Source organism: Pseudoselenomonas ruminis, from assembly GCF_008271295.1.
GTDB classification, from domain to species: domain Bacteria; phylum Bacillota; class Negativicutes; order Selenomonadales; family Selenomonadaceae; genus Selenomonas_A; species Selenomonas_A ruminis.
In genome coordinates, this window is record NZ_VTOY01000008.1 from 47,024 (window position 1) to 66,680 (window position 19,657).

Here is a 19,657-nt window from a genome sequence, read left to right on the forward strand (position 1 = left end):
ATCAGCCTCGGTCGTTGTTAATCAGATACATCATGGCATTGATAGCAGCCGCGGCAATCGGGCTGCCGCCCTTTGTTCCCTCAACCGTAATGTAGGGCACGATACCATTTTCGGCCAATTCCCTTTTAGAATCAGCGGCACCGACAAAACCTACCGGGATGCCAACGATGCAGGCAGGACGGATGCCTTCTTCCCGCACGAGACGAAGCACTTCAAACAAGGCTGTCGGCGCATTGCCAATGGCAACAATACTTCCCTCGAGCTTTTTGCCAAACTTGCGCATCGCAGCCATGGAACGCGTTATTCCCTCAGCTTTCGCCATCGCCACCACCTCATCATCGGCAATCAGGCAGTGAACCTCACCGCCAAACGAAGCCAGCTTGCGCTTGTTGATGCCCGTGCGGACCATCTCAACATCGGTATAGATATCCGAACCACTCCGAAGAGCCCCCATGGCTTTATCAATTGCCCCTGCGCCAATGCGAATGATTGGTGCATATTCCACATCACCAGCCGCATGAATAATGCGGCTGTAAACTTTCACGGCCTTCTCATCAAGATTCATTCCCTCAAGATAAGGGGCGATGATTTCCATACTGCGCGTTTCAATTTCCATCGGTTGTTTGATAAACTCCATGTCCGTATCGCTCCTCTACAAACTTCAGGATTTCCTCATAAGTCCTGCCAACATTTCCATAATTCATCACCGGCCGATCAATGACAATAACTGGCAAATCCAGCTCGGCCGCCGCCGCAAACTTCGTATCGGTACCACCAATCGTACCGCTGTTTTTGGTGACGACAACATCGGCGTTATACCGCCGGTATAATTCCTTATTGAGCTCTTTGGAAAACGGTCCCTGCATGCCGATAATCTGCCCCGGCGTAAGTCCAAGCCCTTCGCACAAACGCATGACTTCCGCGGTAGGCAGCACCCTGGCAATTATATGACAGTCACGCAGATACTCCGACGTCGTAAATTTTTCCAAATTGCGACTGCCTGTAGTCAGAAAAATATTTTTCCCAAACTTGGCAGCTAATTTTGCCGCCGATTCATAGTCATGCACAATGGATAATCGATCATAGTTGCTTGAAGTTAAATCCCTCTCATAACGGATATAAGGAAGCTGCAAATTCTTGCAGGCCGTCAAGCCATTTTGGGACATATTCACCGCATAGGGATGGCTCGCATCCACAAACAGACGGATGTCATGAACTCGCAGATATTCCTCCAATTGCTGCTGATCCAGCGGCTTATCGTTAATGATGAAGTTGCGGCCACGACAGTCGGCCAGCAGCTGCTCTCCATAGTGGCTCACCACCGACGCCGTCACATCATAACCGTTATCCAACAGATATTTTGCCAATTCGCGGCCATCCTGCGTACCGGCAGCGACAAAAATCATAAACCGTTCTCCTTATTCTGATAACCGCGCGGGGTAATCATCCAGCCATCTTTGACATAGGTCTGGCTATTACCGATGACCACCAGCGAAAACATATTGATGTCCTCTTGGGTAAAGTCTTCGAGCGTCGAGATTACCTTTGTCTCCTTATCGCGGCTGGCAGCCGTAACAATCCCCACTGGCGTTTTGGGGTCACGGACCTTCAGCATGATTTCCCGGACCTCTTCAATATTTTTCACGCGTTTCTTGCTCTTGGGATTGTATAGTGCGGTAACAAAATCGCCCTGAGCCGCCATCTCTACACGCTTACGGATGAGCTCCCAAGGGGTAAGCAGATTGGATAGACTGATAACCGCAAAATCATGCATCAACGGTGCGCCAAGAACTGAAGCTGCCGCATTGACCGCCGAAACACCGGCAATGACGCCACCGAACTCTGGGCGCTGCGCTTCCTCACGCTGAAGGATCAATTCCAACACGAGGCCGGCCATTCCATAGACACCGGCATCGCCACTGGATACTACCACGGTATCCCGGCCTGCCACGGCTTCCTCCACAGCCATGCGGCAGCGGTCAATTTCCTGCATCATCGCCGTGCCGATAACCTTCTTGCCCGCCAGCAGCGATTCCACCAGGTTAATATAGGTATTATAGCCTGCGACTACTTCCGCCGCTTCAATCGCTTTTCTAGCCCGCGGGGTCATATCCTCAAGACTTCCCGGACCGATACCGATTACTGTTATTTTTCCCATAATAAAGCTACCGTCACTTTCTCAAATTTGGTTTTGCGAAGAGCCATCCGTCCGCCACGTTCCCCCACACAGCAATAAGCTGCTGCCTCGCAGACATTCCCAATACCAATGGTCTCTTTGACAAAGGACGACTCCTCCAGCTGATATTTCGCAATGTTCTGTTCCATTTCCGCATTTTCATAAAATCTTACGGGCCGCGCCAAGCTGTCCGCGGTAAAAAGGATTCCCGCCTCATGGCGTTTTACCGCCGTACTGGCGATGACATCCACAAAGGACCGATCCCGACCAATCATGCGGCAGGCCGTGTCAATCGCTGACATGACCACTGCTGCCGGTGTTCCCCGGCGGCAGCCCACACCAGCAATCAAGCGGCGCGGCGACAAACAAAGTACATTAGTTGGCAACTCCGAAAGCTCCGGAAGATTGGCTTCCGAAACAATAACCGCATATAGCTGCTGATCTTCGGGCTGAATATTCATCAACTGACTGGTAATGCAAAGTTCAGCGGGCTGCCCGGACTGTTCCAGCATTCGTTTATAGAACACGCTATGAGGCAGCGTTTTATCAATACGCCAAGTAACTTTTTGGCCCTCCAACACCGCCGAATTGAGCGTTCCGATTCGTACCTTGGGCCATGGGCGCAAGCTCAGCCGCGCTGCCAACGCATCCGGAGCCAGACACTTATTAACATCCGTTGCCGTAGTGATGACCGGCGCCGCTCCCACGGCCTGGCAGAGCAGCTGCGTCAACACATTGGCGCCGCCAATATGCCCCGACAACAAGCTGATACCATGCTGCCCGCGCTCATCAAACACCACCACCGCTGGGTCCTTCAACTTACTTTCCAGCAAGGGAGCAATAGTCCGCACGACGATTCCTGTAGCCATAATGAATACCAGACCATCATAAATGGGGAAGGCTTCGGCCACCACCTGCGAGAGTTTCACAAAGCTGCGCGTCCCCTCCAGTGATTCCTGTTCCTTCGTCAGGACCTTCTCCGACACATAAATGGTCATCGTGCTGTCGAGACTTAACTGAAACGTTTTGGCTAATTCGTAGGCCTTTTTCGTTAAGGCAAAACAAGCTGTTCTCATTTGCTGGCCTCTCGGAACATATGGGAAAACTCCGGCGCATAGAGCCGCGAAAGCTCATAATCGGCACCGAGGCAGCGGCTGACTACAATCATAGCGGTACGGTCAATATTTTTGTCTTTTATTTCCTCCACAATAGTTGCTAAAGTTCCCCGGACAATTTTCTGCTCCGGCCACGACGCCCGTTGCACGATGGCGATAGGCGTATCCGGCGTATAGCCGCCCGCCAATAACTCCGTTACCACCTTATCGAGCATTGTAATCGAAAGGTATATGCACATTGTCGACTGATGTGCCGCCAAACTCCGAAGTTTTTCTGCCTCCGGCACCGGGGTGCGTCCCTCGTTGCGCGTGATGATGACGGTCTGGGAAATCCCCGGCAAAGTATATTCCTGCTTGAGTGCCGCTGCCGCCGCAAAACAACTGCTCACGCCTGGAACGATATCGTAAGCGATTTTTTTCTTGTCAAAGGCATCCATCTGTTCCTGGATTGCTCCATAGACGGATGGATCGCCAGTATGCAGGCGAACCGTCGTCTTACCTTCCCGCTCAGCTTTTTCAATCACACAGACGACCTCATCCAGCGTCATCGACGCCGAGTTATGAATTTCTGCTCCTTCTTGGCAGAAATCCAGCAGCGCTGGATTAACCAGCGAACCGGCATAAATGACCACATCGGCCTCAGAAAGATACCGCTGTCCTTTAACGGTAATGAGCTCAGGATCACCAGGTCCTGCACCAACTATATGTACCATGAGATGTTCCTCCCATCTATTTTGCAAATGTTTTTATTCTTCCATACATCGCATCTATATATTATACAAATGACCGTCCAATAAGTCCATAGCACAAGCACGAAAGCCCAGCAGAAAATCTTCCTGCCGGGCTTTCTCAAATCAGATCAGAATTTATAGGTGTAATTAAACATATAGCTGGTTGGTGCATCATAATAAGCGGATGACGAATGCGAAATGATGTCCTGACGATTGAGCACGTTGCGAATCATCAGACTGAGTTCGTTGGCCTTATCCGGTGCATAAGTCGTATTCCACGTCGTGAGCAAATACGGTTTCGTATCAAAGGAATGCTCCGACGATGGTGCCTGTACGCGTTTACACAGGTAAGCGGCCTTGAGATTCGATACCCATTTATCCTTCTTATAGGTTATTCCCGAAGTCAGCTGAACGCGGCCGTATTTGCGGTCCCAATAGCCCTTCTTACTGCTCTTGCTTTCCGGGTTCTGAACCGTTATTCCCCAATGATAAGAAAGGGGCTTTGCGTCCTTAATGTCCCAGCTGAGTTCCAGACCAGTGTTGCGGAAGTCTTCGTTGGTATATTCATACTCATTCTTTTTATCCTTCCAGGAAGCACTGATATTGTCCTTGATGTCCATGTGGAACAAAGCCGCTTTCCATTTATGGGCGCCGTGGTTCTGCTTCCAGCCGAGCTCATAATTGATTCCCTTCTGCGGCTTTAGATTATAGTTTGGAATGGCCTTTTCGGATGAGCCATACATCTGCGCAAAGGTAGGCATGATAAAGGACTGGGAAACATTCACATACAGATTGTTGGCTTTATCCATCTTGTGGAGCCACTGGCCCGAGGCACTGAAGTTATGATAATTCTTGTCCATCCAGGCACCGTTGGTCCAAGTCTCCCGCACGCCAAAAATCCCTGTGTTCCTGGCATCAAAAGCCTGTTCAAGCTGTGAGAACAAGCCAAAATTATTGCGGGCATACTGAGCCGCTGGCTTAGTCGTATACGTAAGCAATTTATCGTACTGCTCACGCTGAACCGAACTGCCGAGAATCCATTTGGTTTTCGGCGATAAAATCCAGCGGCGCTGCACATCAGCACCATAAGTTATATTTTTCTCACGCGTATTATAACGTGGCGCCTCGGTTTCCTTATCGCCCTTCGCAGTATTTTGGAAGTTCGTCACACCTTTTGACTCTACCGTACCCGTATTGAAATACACACCAGCCTTAACCTTTTTGTCTTTATAATTGAGCTGGGTGATATGACGCTGGGTCGTATACTTGCGATTGTTGAAGAGGTCTCCCTGAGCAATTGTAGAGCCTGCCTTGACCGCTTCGGCGTAGCGGCTGAACTTGCTCTCCGTTTCCAGATAATTGTAAAGAAGCGACAGATGCTCATCGAGCTGATAACTTACCCCGGCACTCTGTTTTTTCACACCGGTAAGCGTCGTGCGCGTGCTGCCAAATTTCGTTGCCGTCTTGCTGACATCTACACCGTGACGCCACTCATTAAAATTGTAACTGACCGCCAGACGGTCATCGCCGACGTTGGCGGCATAATGGTGCTGTCCCGAGCTGCCGATGCCAGCCGTAACCGTATTGGCTGCGCCCTTTTTCGTGATGATATTTACCACACCAGCCATAGCTTCACTTCCGTAGAGTACCGAGCCAGAGCCCTTTACGACCTCGATGCGCTCGATGCTGTCAGCGGGGATTGCTGACAAGTCATATTTGCCGCGCCAGGAAATCGGATTGCCATTGACGAGAACCAGCGTGCCATTATCGATGCCGCGGATGTTGACGGAGTTATCCATCGTGCCCATCGCTGCCCCATTGGGGCCAAAAGCGCCATAGGCAATGCCATCAACTTTCGACAATGCCTCTCCAGCCGTCTGTACACCACTGTCTTTGATTTCTTCGGCAGTGATGATTTCCGTTGCGGCCGGAACATCTACATCTTTTTTCTGCGAACGGGTAGCCGTTACCACCACTTCCCCAAGGTCTTCGGTCACATTTTGCCCAGCGGCTGCTGCGCCAGATGGAACCGACCAATACATAGCAGCTGTCAATCCTGCTGCCACACTTGCTGCTAACTTCTGTTTCGTCTTCTTGTTCATATAATCCTCCTAAACTTGCTTTCCCATTTTAGAATCCATTCGCAAGAGCTAACGGGTAATTACTTACCAGTCATCTCCATCCGTCATTTGAAACCGATAGCGGATTGGATAGACACCACTGCCGCGAAACTGGCAGCGATAACCGGCCTCAACAGCCGCCTGATCCATCGCCCCATACCCTGAAGAACCCGTCACCGCCACATTGGTGACCAAACCATCCTGCACATAGATAAGCAGGGCCACCACGCCTTCAGCATTTTGCGACCGCAGGCTGGCCGGGTACACCGGCGAAGCTTTCGCCAGGCACTTGGCTGGTTCCGGTGCCTTGCTTTCGCCACTGCCGCTTCCCGCACCGCCAGCACCTGCACCAGCTCCATCTCCATTGCCATTCCCCGTACCACTCCCGGAGGAATTGCCACCGCCATTACCGCCAGAACCTTTCGTTTGAGAATTTCCCCGAGGCGAAGCTCCCGGTTCTTGGTTCTCATGTTTTGTTCCATCTTCTGCTACCTGATGTTGCTTGCGATAATCGTTCTTTTTCTCCGGATGACGCGTGTAATCTTCCGTAATCGCCGGCAAGTCAGCCGCTGGCGGCATCGCAACTTCCATCGCCGCGGGGGCAGACGCAGCTGGAGCCTGACCGCCGCCACTTCCTGCGGCTCCCATCGGCTGCTCAAGCCAAACGGTATCTTCCGGCACCGTTTTATCAGTGGGTCTTACCAGCAAGAAAAAGCCAGTCGCCGCCACCAGCAGGAAAATAACTACATGCAGCAGGATAGAAATCCCCCAGGCCCGCCATTTTGCTTTCTGTTCCTCCTCACGCATATCACTTTCCTCCATCTGCGGCCAAGCCGATATGCGTAATCCCAAGCGCCTTGAACTCATCGAGCAAACCGATCACCATTCCGTAATCGAGCCCCTGATCCGCCCGAACGACAACGGCAAACTGCGGGTCATGCTGATAGGACTGCTGTGCCTTCGTCAGGAGTTCTGCCTCACTTATCGGCTTATCTTCGAGCCAGAGGGAACCATCCTTGCGGACCGTCACCACATAGGTTACGTGAAGTTTCGTTTCCGCATGCTGCGCCGCCGGCATATCCACATCAACGGTCTTCATATTGACCATATATAACGTGCTCATCATAAAGAACACCAACAGGAAAAACATAATGTCAATCATCGGGATAATGATGAGGTCCGGCTGTTTGATATGATGACGTTCACGCAAGCGCATGCTGAGCACCTTCCTCTTCCTTACGGACTTCTTCTGCAAACGCCGAAGGATTCGTCTCGACGAGCGAGAAGCAGGCCTCCATATCCGTTACGATATTTTCGAGCCGCTGGGAAAAATACGCATGAATCATGAGCGAAAGAATCGCCACGCAAAGACCAAACGCCGTCGCAATCAGCGCTTCGCCTACGCCGCCTGTAATCGCGGCGGCCTGAGCCGATTCGCCATTAAACACACTAAACGCGGAAATCATGCCGCTGATGGTTCCCAACAATCCCAAAAGAGGTGCCATCGTGACCACGACGCTAAGATAATAAAGCCGCTGGCGGAAGCGGGAAAGCGCCGTTCCCGACTGAATCTCCAGATAAGCAGCAACATCATGATTTCCCGCCGCATAACGGACAGCGGCTTTCGTAAGCAAATCGCTCAGCACCCCTGGCTGTTTTGCCGAAAGCTCCATAGCACCTGCATAATCTGCCTGTGCCGAAAGCTCCATAAAACGGCTGGCAAACATTCTGCCCGAATCTTCGCGGCGGAAATACTGAAAGCGTTCCACGCCAACTGCCACTACAAAAAGCGAGCAAAGAAGCAGCACATACATAATGAAACCGCCTTTTTGAAAGAGTGCCAGGCCTGCCATAATACTTTCCATAAAATCCTCCTAATCCAGACTCCGTTGATATCGCCGGAGCAAATACAAAAAATAGGGTGTGCCAACAAAGGCGGTCATAATTCCCACGCGTATTTCACAGCCTGGCACAATAACACGCCCTATCGCATCACAAAGCACCAAAAACGCTGCCCCGGCCAAAAGACTTGCCGGCAGCAAGCGCCGGTGGTCAGGACCGATAATGAGCCGCATCATATGTGGAACCACCAAACCGACAAAGCCGATATTGCCGCTTATGCAGACGCTGGCCGCCGTAGCCAGTGAGGCCAATACCAACAACAGCAGCCGGTATCTTTTGACTGCCATTCCCACGGCCCGCGCCTCATTATCACCGAGTACCAGCACATTCAGCTGACGCGCCAGCAGCAGCATAACAACAGCACTGCCGAGTATCGGGCCAATTCCCAGCAGCACATGTTCCCAACGGCGGTAATCAAGTCCGCCAATAGTCCAGAAGAGGTACTCCTGCAGCTTGTTCACGTCAAGAAGCGTTAACACCGCTGCCGAAAAAGCCGCCAAAAACATCCCAACCACTACACCAGACAAGAGCAATGTCATCACAGGAATCCTCCCATGCCGCCAGGCCATCGCCACCGTAAGGCCAACCGCTGCCAGCGCGCCGACGAGTGCTCCCACTGGCAGGGCAAACATCGTAACTCCAGCCGCTCCTGTGGCAATTGCCAGCACAGCCCCCACCGAGGCGCCGCTTGACACGCCAATGATTCCAGGATCTGCCAACTGATTGGCAAAAATTCCCTGAAGCACTGCACCAGAAATCCCTAGCCCCGCTCCCGTCAAGAGACCAACGATGGTTCGCGGCAGCCGGATATGCCAGATAACTGCCATCTCATCCGCTGGCACAGGTACCTGCGTCAAAAACGGAAGCTCCATTCCCTGTGCGAGTCCTGCCACCACATGAAGGAAGGGAATCTTCATCTGCCCCCAGCTAAGTGAAAGGATACCTGCCACAGCTAGGCAGACTCCCAGAACTAACACGATAATGCCATACCGTCTCACTCTGTCACCTCCCTGCCGAGCACCGCTTGCAAAAGTCTTGCCTGACGCTCGTCCTGCCGCCTGCTCCCCGTCGTATAGATATCCATGTGACCGGTAAGCGGATTTTCCTTCACCGCAATCGGAGCTCCATAGGCTTTGGTCAAAAGTTCTGGCGTAAGTACCTGCTCCGGCTTCCCATCGGCGAGGACTTTCCCTTGCGAAAGCAGTAAAAGCCTAGAGCTAAAGCGCGCAGCCAGTGACAGTTCGTGAACAACCATCACAATCGTCCTGCCAGCAGCACAGAGCTCCCGGCAAAAACGAAATATCTCCTCCTGATAGATGAGATCGAGGCCTGTTGCCGGTTCATCCAACAACAAGATCGGAGTCTGCTGGGCCAATATCTTCGCCAAATAGACCCGCTGCTGCTGGCCACCGGACAACTCCTGTACGGGGCAGTCCAAAAAATCCAAAGCCCCTGTATAAGAAAGGCACGCCCGAACGATTTCTTCATCCTGCTTTCCGGCTTGCTGCCACCAGTGAAGATAGGGATACCGTCCCGTCTGCACAATTTGCCGCACGGTATACGCAAAGGGCACCTGCATTTGTTGCTGCAAATAGCCAGCCCGCCGCGCAAATTCCCGCTCGGATAACTTGGTGATATCTTTTCCCTGAAGGAAAATTTTTCCCTGAAGTGCCGGAAGCAAGCCGCGAATGGTCTTCAATAAGGTACTTTTTCCTGCCCCATTTGGCCCCACCAAGCTCACCAGTTCTCCTCTTTCCACAGAAAAAGAAACCTGCTGTAAAATCGTCTTTCCCGAGTAACCAGCCTGCAAATCACGGATTGATAAAACCATAAGCCTCTTCCTTAGAACTGATACGTCATGCCCAACTGGAAGAATCGTCCTGCAGCCGGATACCGGTAACTGCTGTAAACCGAATATGCCTGATTGGTGAAATTCAACGCTTTCAAATAAACCGTCAACTGCTTGCTGGCTTCATAGCTCGTGTTGAAATCCCAGACCGCAAAGTGGCGATTGCCGTAGCTTGCCTTATCAAGCCCCGTTCCCACGCGGCTCATGAGATTTGCCTTCCAAGCCCCCTGCTGATAGTGAAGGCCGAGACGGTAAGCATTTGGCATGCTGTTATGACGCAAATAGCTACTTTTTGCCGAAGTATCCGTAGCCGAGGTATCCGTATAGGTATACCCGATGTCATAGCTCCATGCCGGCGTCAGTTTCTGCTGCCACGAAAGTTCAATCCCCTGCCGTTTTTCGTGGTCAACATTCGTCATCTCATTGTTGTTCATACCATCCACAGGATACCAAGTAATCGCATCGTTCAAGACACTGTGGAAATAGCTGGCCGACAGCGTCGACTTGGCATCGAAGTCATGGGAAATTCCCAAACTCTCCGTATGCCCCGTCTCGGCCTTGAGGTTCGGATTCCCCTTAAAAGACCCCCAGGTACCGTAAGAGACATAGAACATATCATCCGCAGTTGGGGCCTTATAAACACGTCCCCAGGAAGCAAACATCTTGGTGGCTTTATCCGCCCGATAGGTAAGACCGGCCTTCGGTGTCCAATGGGTGCCAAAGCTCGTATGATTATCTACCCGCACGCCTGGCACAAAGAACCATTTGGGATTCAAGCGCATCGTGTCCTGCACATAAGCGGCCTTGTTGATGATTTTTTTGTCTTCATAGCCGCTTGGTTTATTCGACGAGTTGCTGTGATGATATTCAAGACCAGCCACCAGCTTGTTATTCGCATCGAGCTTCCAGCCATTCTGGTAGTCGATTCCCTGCAGGCGCGTGCTGAATTTGCCACTAAAATCAGCCGATTTATTGTGGTCAAAATAGCGCAGGAATCCTGGCAGCTTCGTATCTTCCTTAAACTTCCAGGTAAGCGAACCATCGTTGAAGTTATTCTGCTGCTTGCCCGATGCCACAAAACCAACAGGAACTGGATAATCTTGATAATAATACTGATTTCCGTTAATCAACTGATGATTAAAGCGCAGCGTCAAGGACTGGGCCGGCGTCAGTTCCTGTTTTACTTTCACCGACAGGTTGTTGTTGCTGTAATCACTGCTTGGCATACGGTGACTATCCCCATCCGTTCCCTTGTACGAGAAATAACTGCGCTTGTTAAGGCCACCTACCAGCTGCCAGCTGGTCTTCCCTTCACGGCCTTCATTCGACAGTACATAATTATGGGTATGCCAAGAGCCCGTGTTCATGTCGAGGGTTGTTTTATTTTTCGTTGGCGTCTTGGTGATGATATTTACGACACCACCGATGGCATCACTGCCATAAAGAGCCGAACTTCCACCCTTTACAATTTCAATGCGTTCCACATTATCAATCTGCGGAACACGGGAAAGGGTTGCAGTGGCCCGGCTCATGGAACCCTGGTCATCGTTTATGCGCTCGCCATCTACTAGAACGACTACTCGCTCCTCGCCCTGAATGCAGACGGTTTCATCATAGCCATCACCGCCATTCGTCATAACGACTCCATTGATATGGCTCAGCGCTTCGGCAGTCGAGCGATAATGGTTGTCCTTGATATCTTCCGCCGTTATAACGGTTACATCAGCCGGAACATTCTTGGCCGCAGCCGGAATCCGCTCCGCTGTAACTACGACCTCACCCAAATCTTCCGTGTATTTATCCTGCTCAGCCGCCAAAGCGGTACCGAAGCATAATGTGCTCAGCGTTAACGTTAATGCGATTGTTTCCTGCAATTTTTTTGTCGACATAGTTATATCCTCCCTGCTTCTCTTTCTCATTCATCTACTGCTGTCAAATGCTCATTTTTGCTTTGTTTGAACGCATCGCCATAAACCTGATAGGCGATTTCCTGAACCCCAAAGACAAAATCCTGCGAGCAGTTATATATATACCCCTCATAAGGGTCGCGCAGTCCATTGTCGCGTATCGCTTTTAACGATTTCAAGGCCGGGTCTTGCAAATAGCCCGCCCGGAATTTATCAATATCGTATTTGCCGTGATTGGTGTAGGTCGGCAAAAACAAATAATCCGGATTGATGGCCACCAACTGTTCTTTGGTCATTGCCTGCCCATTATGAATGTCCAACTTCGCCATGCCATTCTTAACACCGGCATATTGACAGGCATCATCAAACGAACAGCCAATTCCGCCATACGATTTCATCAAAGAAATCAGGACTACGGATTTTCGTTCTGCTTCGGGAATCTTCGCCACTTTCGCTTGGATTTCGGCCAGCTTATCATCCATCTGCCCAACCAAGGATTCCCCGCGTTCCGGCTCACCGACCGCCTGGGCAATCAAGCGCACCGTTTCCTTAACTTCAGCAAGATTTTTAGCCCCCTTGCAAACGACTACGTTGAGACCCAAATCCCGCAAGGACTGCACGCGCGTCACGTCGCCCCAATCCGGCACGATAACCAAATCCGGCTGCAGAGCCGCAATTTCTTCCACCGACGGATTTCGCACTTTTGTTTCCACCTGCTGGGCAAGCGGCACAACATTCGAACTTATCGGGTCGTCGAGCATCTGATTGACCGCCACCATGTGGTCAGGCTTTACCAATCCCAGCACAATTTCATCGGTGCTCATCGAAAGGGTCAGTATGCGATGCGGCTTGGCGGGCATCCTGACCACCGTCCCCTGCTTATCGGTAACCGTATAAGCAGTCCCGCCAGCACTTTCCCCCAGCTCCATTCCCTTGCAGCCTGTGCAAAATGCCGCGACGAGAATACATAACAAAACTGCTTTTCCTATTTTCCTTATCATCGACCCGGACAAACTCATTCCTCCCTTTTTCACGCACACAAAAAGACCCTTCCATATACTGAAAGGGTCTGATATTCCACACAAAAACAGCCCGTCACCTGATAACAGTTGACAGACATCAATCCCCTCCCCATCCTTCGTAGATCTACGGTGATTGTAATCAGGCAGTTCTCCTGGCTCCAGGTCATCGTTCCTCTGCGCCTTCCCAAAAGATGCACCCATCTCCCAGTGACATAACTTATGCAGATTCACTCGCTGTTACAGTGGCGGGACCGCGCCGGCATCTTGCTCTCCGGCTTCCCTATTAAGTCTTGCGACACCTGACTTTCTTATTCGATTGTTCCGTGACAACTCACGTTTTCTATGGTAGCATTACCGTTGTTTATTGTCAAATAGTTTCCGATTACTTTTTCCAGCAGGTTACTATATAAATCGGATTCTCAGCCTTGGCCATATCATAGGGGCCGAGCTGCTGCAGGCGGCTCACCTGCACCTGAATTGCTTCATACTCGTAAATGGCTGCATGCTCGCGCATGTAATCGATTGCCTGCATCAGCGTCTGCACCGTAATGAAGTTGAGCACAATACGCCCCTCCGGTTTGAGCTTCGGCGTCACCGCATCGAGTATTTCCGTAAGCCTGCTGCCACTGCCGCCAATCAATACCGTATCGGCAGCGGGAAGCGCATCGATGCCAGCTGGCGCCTCAACCTCCTTGACCACAACATTCGAAACCATAAAGTTGGCGGCGTTTGCCCGGATCAAAGCTACTCCCTCCGGATTCCGCTCCAGCGCATAAACAGTTCCCTGTGGAGCCAGCCGCGCCGCTTCTACAGACAGCGAGCCCGTACCAGCCCCGATATCGTAAACGATGGCATCTGGTTTAATCCGTGCCTTGGCCAAACTCAAAATGCGAATCTCCTGTTTCGTCATCGGCACATTCTTGCGGATAAAAGCTTCATCATCAATTCCCAAATAATTCATCCGAAGACCTCCATTACTTGCCCAACAAATTACTCTGTGCTAATCTTAGCAGATTCCCCCTTAAACCTCAATGCTTGGGCAAAATGTCTCCTTATTTCCCCAGTATATCCACCATAGCCTGCTGTGCCATTTCAATGGCCAAGGTGAGTTCTGCCCGCGTAATGTTAAGCGGCGGATTAAAGTAGAGCACATCCCCCAGCGGCCGCAGCACTAAGCCATACTGCAACGCCTTTTTATAAATGGCATAGCCCATACGCTTTGCCTCGGCAAACGGTTCTTTGCTTTCCGGATTCTGGACGAGTTCGATGGCGTGAATCAAACCGATATGACGGATTTCTCCAACATTTTTGTGATGACCAAAGGCTTTCTGCATCTCAGCCGTAAGCCACTTCGCATTTTCGCCTGCCGTTTCCAGCACCTGCTGCTCGCGGAAAATTTTCTGCACGGCCAGCGCCGCCGCACACCCCAAGGGATTGCCTGCATAGGTATGACTGTGCATAAACGCCCGGCCTTCACTGTAATCCGCATAAAAGGCATCATAAATCTCTTCGCTGACACAGGTCACTGACATCGGCAGGTACCCGCCCGTAATCCCTTTGGAGATGCACATGATATCCGGACTGATACCGGCCTGCTCACAGGCAAACATCGTTCCCGTGCGGCCAAAGCCCGTAGCAATCTCATCAAGAATCAGCTTCACATCGTATTTATCACATAGCGCGCGCAGTTTCTTCAGGTAAAGCGGCGGATAAATACGCATGCCGGCACTGCCCTGCAGCAAAGGCTCCGCAATCATGGCCGCCGTCTCATGACCATGTGCGGCGAAGGCCTTCTCCGCCTTTTCAAAGCATTCGCACTGACAGCAATCCCGCGTCTTGCCATAAGGACAGCGATAACAGTCTGGTGCTTCAATGTGAATGTTATCCATCATCATCGGCTGGTAAAGCTTGGCATAAAGGTCCAGACTTCCCACCGAAAGCGCGCCGATTGTTTCCCCATGATAGCCTTCGGTCAGGCACATAAAGCGCTTTTTCTCGGGCTTACCTCCCTGCTGATAGAATTGAAACGCCATTTTCAGCGCACATTCTACCGCCGCCGAACCATTGTCATTAAAATGGAATTTCCGGATTTTCGGCGGTGTAATCTCGTTTAACTGCTCCGCCAATTCAATGGCCGGCTTGTGACTGAAATTGGCAAAGATAACGTGCTCCAGCTTGTCGAGCTGATCTTTTATTCCCGCATTGATTTCTTTATTGCAATGCCCCAAAAGATTTGCCCACCAGGAGCTGACGATGTCCAAATATTTTTTGCCGTAAATATCATAAAGCCAGACGCCCTCGCCATGGTCAATAACCATCGGCGGCAAGGTTTCATAATCCTTCATCTGTGAGCACGGATGCCAAATCAAATCCAAATCGCGTTCTTCGAATGTCTTCTGCATGTTATCCCTCTTATTCGTAAAGTCCTTTGAGCACAGCAACGTCCATATCAAGTTCCCTGTCGCCTTTTTTTACATAGGCCAAAACCTTAACTCCAGTCATGGCTTCAATCATCCTGGCGTTGTCATCCTGCATCAGGTCATGGGGAATATAGTTGTTAAAGATTATTCCGCGGATGGGAATGTCCCGCGCCTGCAAGTGTTCAATCGTCAGTACAGCACTGTTAATCGTCCCCAGTCCCGCATCAGCCACAATCAGCACGCCTAAATCCAACTGCTTTACCAAATCATCCAGAATGACATGCTGCGTTTCATCCCAGCGAAGCGGACAGATGATTCCGCCGCTGCCTTCCATCGTCAAATACTCGTATTTATCCTTGGCGCGGCGATAATCTTTTTCCACCCGCAGAAAGTCGATGGGCTCATGATTGATTTTGGCTGCCAAGTGTGGCGAAACCGCCTCAGGATAAATGTACGAAACAAGATTGGGAATGGATTCCCCGATGCCTGCCACCTCATTGACATAAAGCGCATCCCCTGGCTGAAGCCTTCCCTGTTCATCCGTCACTGCTCCCGACAAAGCCGCCTTATAATAACCGCCGTTTAACCCCGCATCACGAAGTTTTTTGACGATAAGCCCCGTTACATACGTCTTGCCAATATCGGTTCCTGTTCCCGTTATAAATAATGCTTTTCCCATAATCAAACCTCCTTTGCCACTGCCTGGCGTTCAGGCAAATCATTGGCCGCCTGCAGCCACAGGCCTTCATGATAGCAACGCAAGGCCAGCCCGGCAGCTGCCATGCAGAGCAGAAAATCCGGCCCAGCCTGCAGTACCCCGCAGTAAAAAATGGCCGCCCACAAGGCAATCGGCGCACTGACTACATAATTGGAAAACAGATAAAACCAACTGATACCTATGATATAAACGATGACCATCCCACCAAAATTTACCGCCAGCAGCGAGCGAAAGGAAACCGCCTGCACTTTGCGCGAAAAACGTCCGCAAAACCAGGCCTGCAGTACAAAGCCCAGCAAATAACCAAACGTAGGCTGCAATACATAAGCAGGCCCGCCGCCCGAAGCAAAGACCGGGACTCCAATAAGACCTAACGCGATATAAGCAGCCACCGCCAAGGCGCCCAGGCGCGCACCGAGCATGAGTCCAGCAAGCAAAGTAAACAAAAATTGCAGCGTGTATACATCCGTTCCCACTGGAATGCGCACAAAAGTCCCTACCGTAATCAAGGCGATAAACAACGCACAAAGGATCGATTCGCGCAGTTTGAGTTTTTTCATAACCAACATCTCCTAATCGTAATAAACTCACAACCACTAGCATACGACTCTGCTATTTTATTGTCAACTATATTGTTTATATTAGGTTTACTGAATTATTTATTATGTTAACATCTTTTCGGATTTTATTGGTCTTAAAATATAGTTTTGTAGTATTCTTGTAACATTTCATAGTTTTTTGTAGTTCGTGGATAAAATCATTTATAGGTTCATAATAAATACTTATCATTAGAAAGGGTGTTGTGTATGAAAATGAAACGTCCATTGGTGGCTATGATGCTGGCCGCTATGATGGTCAGCGGCCAGGGCTATGCAGGTGCTGCTGACAAACCAGATGTCAAGGTGCTGGCAACCGGGGGAACGATTGCCGGAAGTGCAGCCTCTGACACCAAGACCACCGGGTATAAGGCCGGTGCACTCGGCATTGACACATTGCTAAACGCCGTTCCTGAAGCCAAAAATTATGCTGACCTGTCGGGAGAACAGATTTGCAGCATCGACAGCAAGGACATGACCGATGATATCTGGCTCAAACTGGCCAAACGCTGCAATGCACTGCTTAGCGACAAAAAAGTTGACGGCATCGTCATCACGCATGGTACCGATACGCTGGAAGAAACGGCTTACTTCCTGAACCTTACGGTCAAGAGCAGTAAGCCCGTCGTCATCACGGGTGCTATGCGTCCAGCAACTGCCATCAGCGCCGATGGACCGATGAATCTTTTGAATGCCGTTCGCATTGCTGCCGACAAAAAATCGGCTGGCCGCGGTGTGCTGGTTGCCCTCAACGACCAGATTGATGCCGCCCGCAATGTCACCAAGACGAATACGACTTCCGTCAACACCTTCCAGTCCCCGCTGTTTGGTTCCCTCGGTGTCGTCAACGATGGCGTCCCCGAATTCTACGGCCAGACGACGAGACTCAATACGGTCAAGTCAGAATTTGACGTGTCAAAACTCGACAAACTCCCGTATGTCAAGGTCATCTATGGCACGGCCAATGATGATGCACTGTTTGTCGACGCCGCCATCAAAGCAGGAGTAAAAGGCATTGTCTATGCCGGCACGGGCAACGGCTCCGTTCACAAAGATGCCGAAAAAGCGCTGGCCAAAGCCAGCGCCGCAGGCATTGTCGTCGTTCGCAGCACGCGCCTTGTCTCGGGCTCTGTCATTCCGGCCGAACAGTCCTATATCGATGAGCATTTCATTGACGGCGATTCCCTCAATCCACAGAAATGCCGCATCCTGCTTCAGCTTGCCTTGACCAAAACCCATGACCCCAAGGCAATCCAGGAAATGTTCCATAAATATTGATGATATATTTTGGTAATACAAAAGGTCCATTGACTCTTAGCTCGAGTCAATGGACCTTTTCCTTTCCCGCCAATTATCTTCCTTCTGCAATCAGGATGCCATTTTTCGCCTCGGGATAGACGGCGGCATCCTTGAGTTGTATCGTTGCTACTTTTTCATCGTCGTAAGATAAGCGCGTGCAAATATGAAGTTTAGCATCCGCCGGCCAACCGGCTTCTTGCAGGATGACCGGTATTGTCCGGGAAGTGAATTTTGCATCGGTCAGCATGCCTAGCACTGCCCCATCACGATACGCGATTGCCTCCCGTGACGGCTCCCGTCCATGAAAGCTCACGAGACGGGCATCATGCCAAGGCAGTGCCAGCCGCGCAAAGGCCAGCTGCATGGCGCTGATGCCCGGAATCACGGTAATGCAGCCGGCTGGAAACTCCCGTTTAATTGCATCGAGCAGCGAATAATACCCTGGGTCGCCGGACACCATGACCACTACATCATGCGCATTTAATTCCGTCTGGATGAAAGTCATTACGGCCGCAATGTCACGCGTTACGGCCATGGTATGCTGCGCGGATTCATCACTGGCGGCAAACTGCGCCAGTGCCCTGCGCCCTCCGACCAACGCCCTGGCAGTTTCAATTGCCTTGCGGGCCATAGGGACCATGTAATCCGGATTGCCCGGGCCAATTCCGGCAACGATAATCTTATGCGTTATTCTGGTATCTTCCATCCCAATGCCTCCCCGATTTCTCTGGCGGTGTCATCCATTCCCAACAACTCGCCCGTCAAAGTCACCATGACCGTTCCGACTTTCATTTTGCCAAACAGGTACCGCTCGGCCCGGGCACTGGCGCGCATGGCCAGCGTCCGGCAAACCGTTTCTTTCAGCCCGGCTTGTTCCAAAATCACCAGCGCGTCTTCGGTGGTATTCGCGGCGAGCAGTTCCTTTACCTTATCCTGGCTAAGGCCAGCCGCCGCGGCATAGGCCGCCATCGTCTCGAGCCGTCCATCGGCGATGCGGTTATGCGTGTAAAAGACACCGGCGGCCACTTTGCTGAGCTTGCCGATGTGGCCAAAGAGCAGCACTTTGTCTATCTGGCGTTCTGCCGCCGCGTCGAGCATAAAACCGATGAAATTGCTTGTCTGTACCATAGCCTCCTGCGGCAGCTTCCAAGCCGTCGCAATCCGCTCACCAATCTTACCGGGGACGAATATCAACTCGCGAAAGCCAGCCGCCCTGGCCACATCAATCTGCGGTACCAAAGAATTTTTAAAGCCTTCTTCCGACATGGGCCGCAACACGCCCGTAGTGCCAATAACCGAAATGCCGCCCTCTACCCCGAGAATTGGATTGAGCGTCTGCCTGGCAAGCTCTACCCCTGCCGGAATGGAAATGGTCACCTCGAGCGGCACATCTTCCCTTCCCAGCACATCGGCCACGGCATTGCGTATCAGCTGGCGCGGTCCCGGATTGATGGATGGTTCCCCCACCGGCAGTGATAACCCCGGTTTGGTCACCATTCCGATTCCTTTCCCGGCTTTAAAGATGACTTCCGGCTTTTGACCGGTCAAGTGACGCGTAAGCGTAAACACCGAAACGCCGTTAGTAATATCCGGGTCATCGCCGGAAAATTTTACTACTTCTGCCTGCAGGCCATCGTCTGTTTCCCTTACGTCTTTTACCGGAATCGTAAGCTTTGTTCCATCCAGCGCAGTGAGCTCAACCACCTGCCAGCTTTCGCCCGCCTCGTAAAGCAGCGCCGCTTTGACGCCCGCAGCCGCACAGGCGCCAGTAGTATACCCGCTGCGAAGTTTCTTTTCCATAC

General features: G+C 51.3%; 20 protein-coding genes and 1 riboswitch. Of the genes, 1 reads left to right on the forward strand and 19 read right to left on the reverse strand.

Annotated features, from left to right (window positions below):
- Position 1: 1 nt before the first annotated feature.
- The 17 genes from FZ040_RS09715 to FZ040_RS09795 all read right to left on the reverse strand — a co-directional run bounded on the left by FZ040_RS09715 (position 2) and on the right by FZ040_RS09795 (position 16,520).
- Positions 2-637, reverse strand: a complete 636-nt coding sequence (locus FZ040_RS09715; protein ID WP_149171795.1) for a precorrin-8X methylmutase — start codon at positions 635-637, stop codon at positions 2-4.
- A complete protein-coding gene (gene cobK, locus FZ040_RS09720; RefSeq protein WP_149171796.1) occupies positions 606-1,406 on the reverse strand; it encodes a precorrin-6A reductase in 801 nt (266 codons plus the stop codon). Before cobK ends, FZ040_RS09715 begins: the two co-directional genes overlap by 32 nt.
- A complete protein-coding gene (gene cobJ / locus FZ040_RS09725; protein ID WP_033170495.1) occupies positions 1,403-2,158 on the reverse strand; it encodes a precorrin-3B C(17)-methyltransferase in 756 nt (251 codons plus the stop codon). Before cobJ ends, cobK begins: the two co-directional genes overlap by 4 nt.
- A complete protein-coding gene (locus FZ040_RS09730) occupies positions 2,146-3,252 on the reverse strand; it encodes a cobalt-precorrin 5A hydrolase (RefSeq protein ID WP_149171797.1) in 1,107 nt (368 codons plus the stop codon). Before FZ040_RS09730 ends, cobJ begins: the two co-directional genes overlap by 13 nt.
- Positions 3,249-4,004 carry a precorrin-4 C(11)-methyltransferase gene (cobM, locus tag FZ040_RS09735; protein ID WP_033170497.1) on the reverse strand — a complete coding sequence of 252 codons (756 nt, stop codon included), beginning with the start codon at positions 4,002-4,004 and terminating at the stop codon, positions 3,249-3,251. Before cobM ends, FZ040_RS09730 begins: the two co-directional genes overlap by 4 nt.
- Positions 4,005-4,150: 146 nt before the next feature.
- Positions 4,151-6,124, reverse strand: coding sequence for a TonB-dependent receptor plug domain-containing protein (locus FZ040_RS09740; RefSeq protein ID WP_149171798.1), 1,974 nt, complete (start codon positions 6,122-6,124; stop codon positions 4,151-4,153).
- 63 nt (positions 6,125-6,187) lie between these two features.
- Complete coding sequence (locus tag FZ040_RS09745; RefSeq protein WP_149171799.1) at positions 6,188-6,949, reverse strand: TonB family protein; 762 nt, start codon at positions 6,947-6,949, stop codon at positions 6,188-6,190.
- 1 nt (position 6,950) lies between these two features.
- Positions 6,951-7,358 carry an ExbD/TolR family protein gene (locus tag FZ040_RS09750; protein ID WP_149171800.1) on the reverse strand — a complete coding sequence of 136 codons (408 nt, stop codon included), beginning with the start codon at positions 7,356-7,358 and terminating at the stop codon, positions 6,951-6,953.
- Positions 7,345-8,007 carry a MotA/TolQ/ExbB proton channel family protein gene (locus FZ040_RS09755; protein WP_149171801.1) on the reverse strand — a complete coding sequence of 221 codons (663 nt, stop codon included), beginning with the start codon at positions 8,005-8,007 and terminating at the stop codon, positions 7,345-7,347. The genes FZ040_RS09750 and FZ040_RS09755 overlap by 14 nt, the downstream gene beginning before the upstream one ends.
- Before the next feature lie 9 nt (positions 8,008-8,016).
- Complete coding sequence (locus FZ040_RS09760; protein WP_255448832.1) at positions 8,017-9,042, reverse strand: FecCD family ABC transporter permease; 1,026 nt, start codon at positions 9,040-9,042, stop codon at positions 8,017-8,019.
- Positions 9,039-9,875, reverse strand: coding sequence for an ABC transporter ATP-binding protein (locus FZ040_RS09765; RefSeq protein WP_149171802.1), 837 nt, complete (start codon positions 9,873-9,875; stop codon positions 9,039-9,041). The genes FZ040_RS09760 and FZ040_RS09765 overlap by 4 nt, the downstream gene beginning before the upstream one ends.
- An 11-nt stretch (positions 9,876-9,886) precedes the next feature.
- Positions 9,887-11,782: a TonB-dependent receptor plug domain-containing protein gene (locus FZ040_RS09770; protein ID WP_187620303.1), complete on the reverse strand. Its 1,896-nt coding sequence runs from the start codon at positions 11,780-11,782 to the stop codon at positions 9,887-9,889.
- A gap of 26 nt (positions 11,783-11,808) precedes the next feature.
- Complete coding sequence (locus FZ040_RS09775) at positions 11,809-12,801, reverse strand: ABC transporter substrate-binding protein (RefSeq protein WP_149171804.1); 993 nt, start codon at positions 12,799-12,801, stop codon at positions 11,809-11,811.
- Between the two features lie 146 nt (positions 12,802-12,947).
- A riboswitch (cobalamin riboswitch) is annotated at positions 12,948-13,140 on the reverse strand.
- 64 nt (positions 13,141-13,204) lie between these two features.
- A complete protein-coding gene (gene cbiT / locus FZ040_RS09780) occupies positions 13,205-13,783 on the reverse strand; it encodes a precorrin-6Y C5,15-methyltransferase (decarboxylating) subunit CbiT (protein WP_149171805.1) in 579 nt (192 codons plus the stop codon).
- 91 nt (positions 13,784-13,874) lie between these two features.
- On the reverse strand, positions 13,875-15,224 hold the full coding sequence (gene bioA / locus FZ040_RS09785; protein ID WP_149171806.1) for an adenosylmethionine--8-amino-7-oxononanoate transaminase: 1,350 nt from the start codon (positions 15,222-15,224) through the stop codon (positions 13,875-13,877).
- A gap of 10 nt (positions 15,225-15,234) precedes the next feature.
- Positions 15,235-15,921 carry a dethiobiotin synthase gene (bioD, locus tag FZ040_RS09790; RefSeq protein ID WP_149171807.1) on the reverse strand — a complete coding sequence of 229 codons (687 nt, stop codon included), beginning with the start codon at positions 15,919-15,921 and terminating at the stop codon, positions 15,235-15,237.
- Positions 15,922-15,923: 2 nt separating this feature from the next.
- Positions 15,924-16,520 (reverse strand): biotin transporter BioY, encoded by a 597-nt coding sequence (locus FZ040_RS09795; protein WP_149171808.1) that lies wholly within the window; start codon positions 16,518-16,520, stop codon positions 15,924-15,926.
- A 246-nt stretch (positions 16,521-16,766) separates the two neighbouring features.
- On the opposite strand from FZ040_RS09795, the gene FZ040_RS09800 reads away from it, so the two are divergent.
- Complete coding sequence (locus FZ040_RS09800; protein WP_149171809.1) at positions 16,767-17,834, forward strand: type II asparaginase; 1,068 nt, start codon at positions 16,767-16,769, stop codon at positions 17,832-17,834.
- A gap of 73 nt (positions 17,835-17,907) precedes the next feature.
- On the opposite strand, the gene cbiE is transcribed toward FZ040_RS09800, so the two are convergent.
- Complete coding sequence (gene cbiE, locus FZ040_RS09805; protein ID WP_149171810.1) at positions 17,908-18,561, reverse strand: precorrin-6y C5,15-methyltransferase (decarboxylating) subunit CbiE; 654 nt, start codon at positions 18,559-18,561, stop codon at positions 17,908-17,910.
- Positions 18,543-19,655, reverse strand: a complete 1,113-nt coding sequence (gene cbiD, locus FZ040_RS09810) for a cobalt-precorrin-5B (C(1))-methyltransferase CbiD (RefSeq protein WP_149171811.1) — start codon at positions 19,653-19,655, stop codon at positions 18,543-18,545. Before cbiD ends, cbiE begins: the two co-directional genes overlap by 19 nt.
- Positions 19,656-19,657 lie beyond the last annotated feature (2 nt).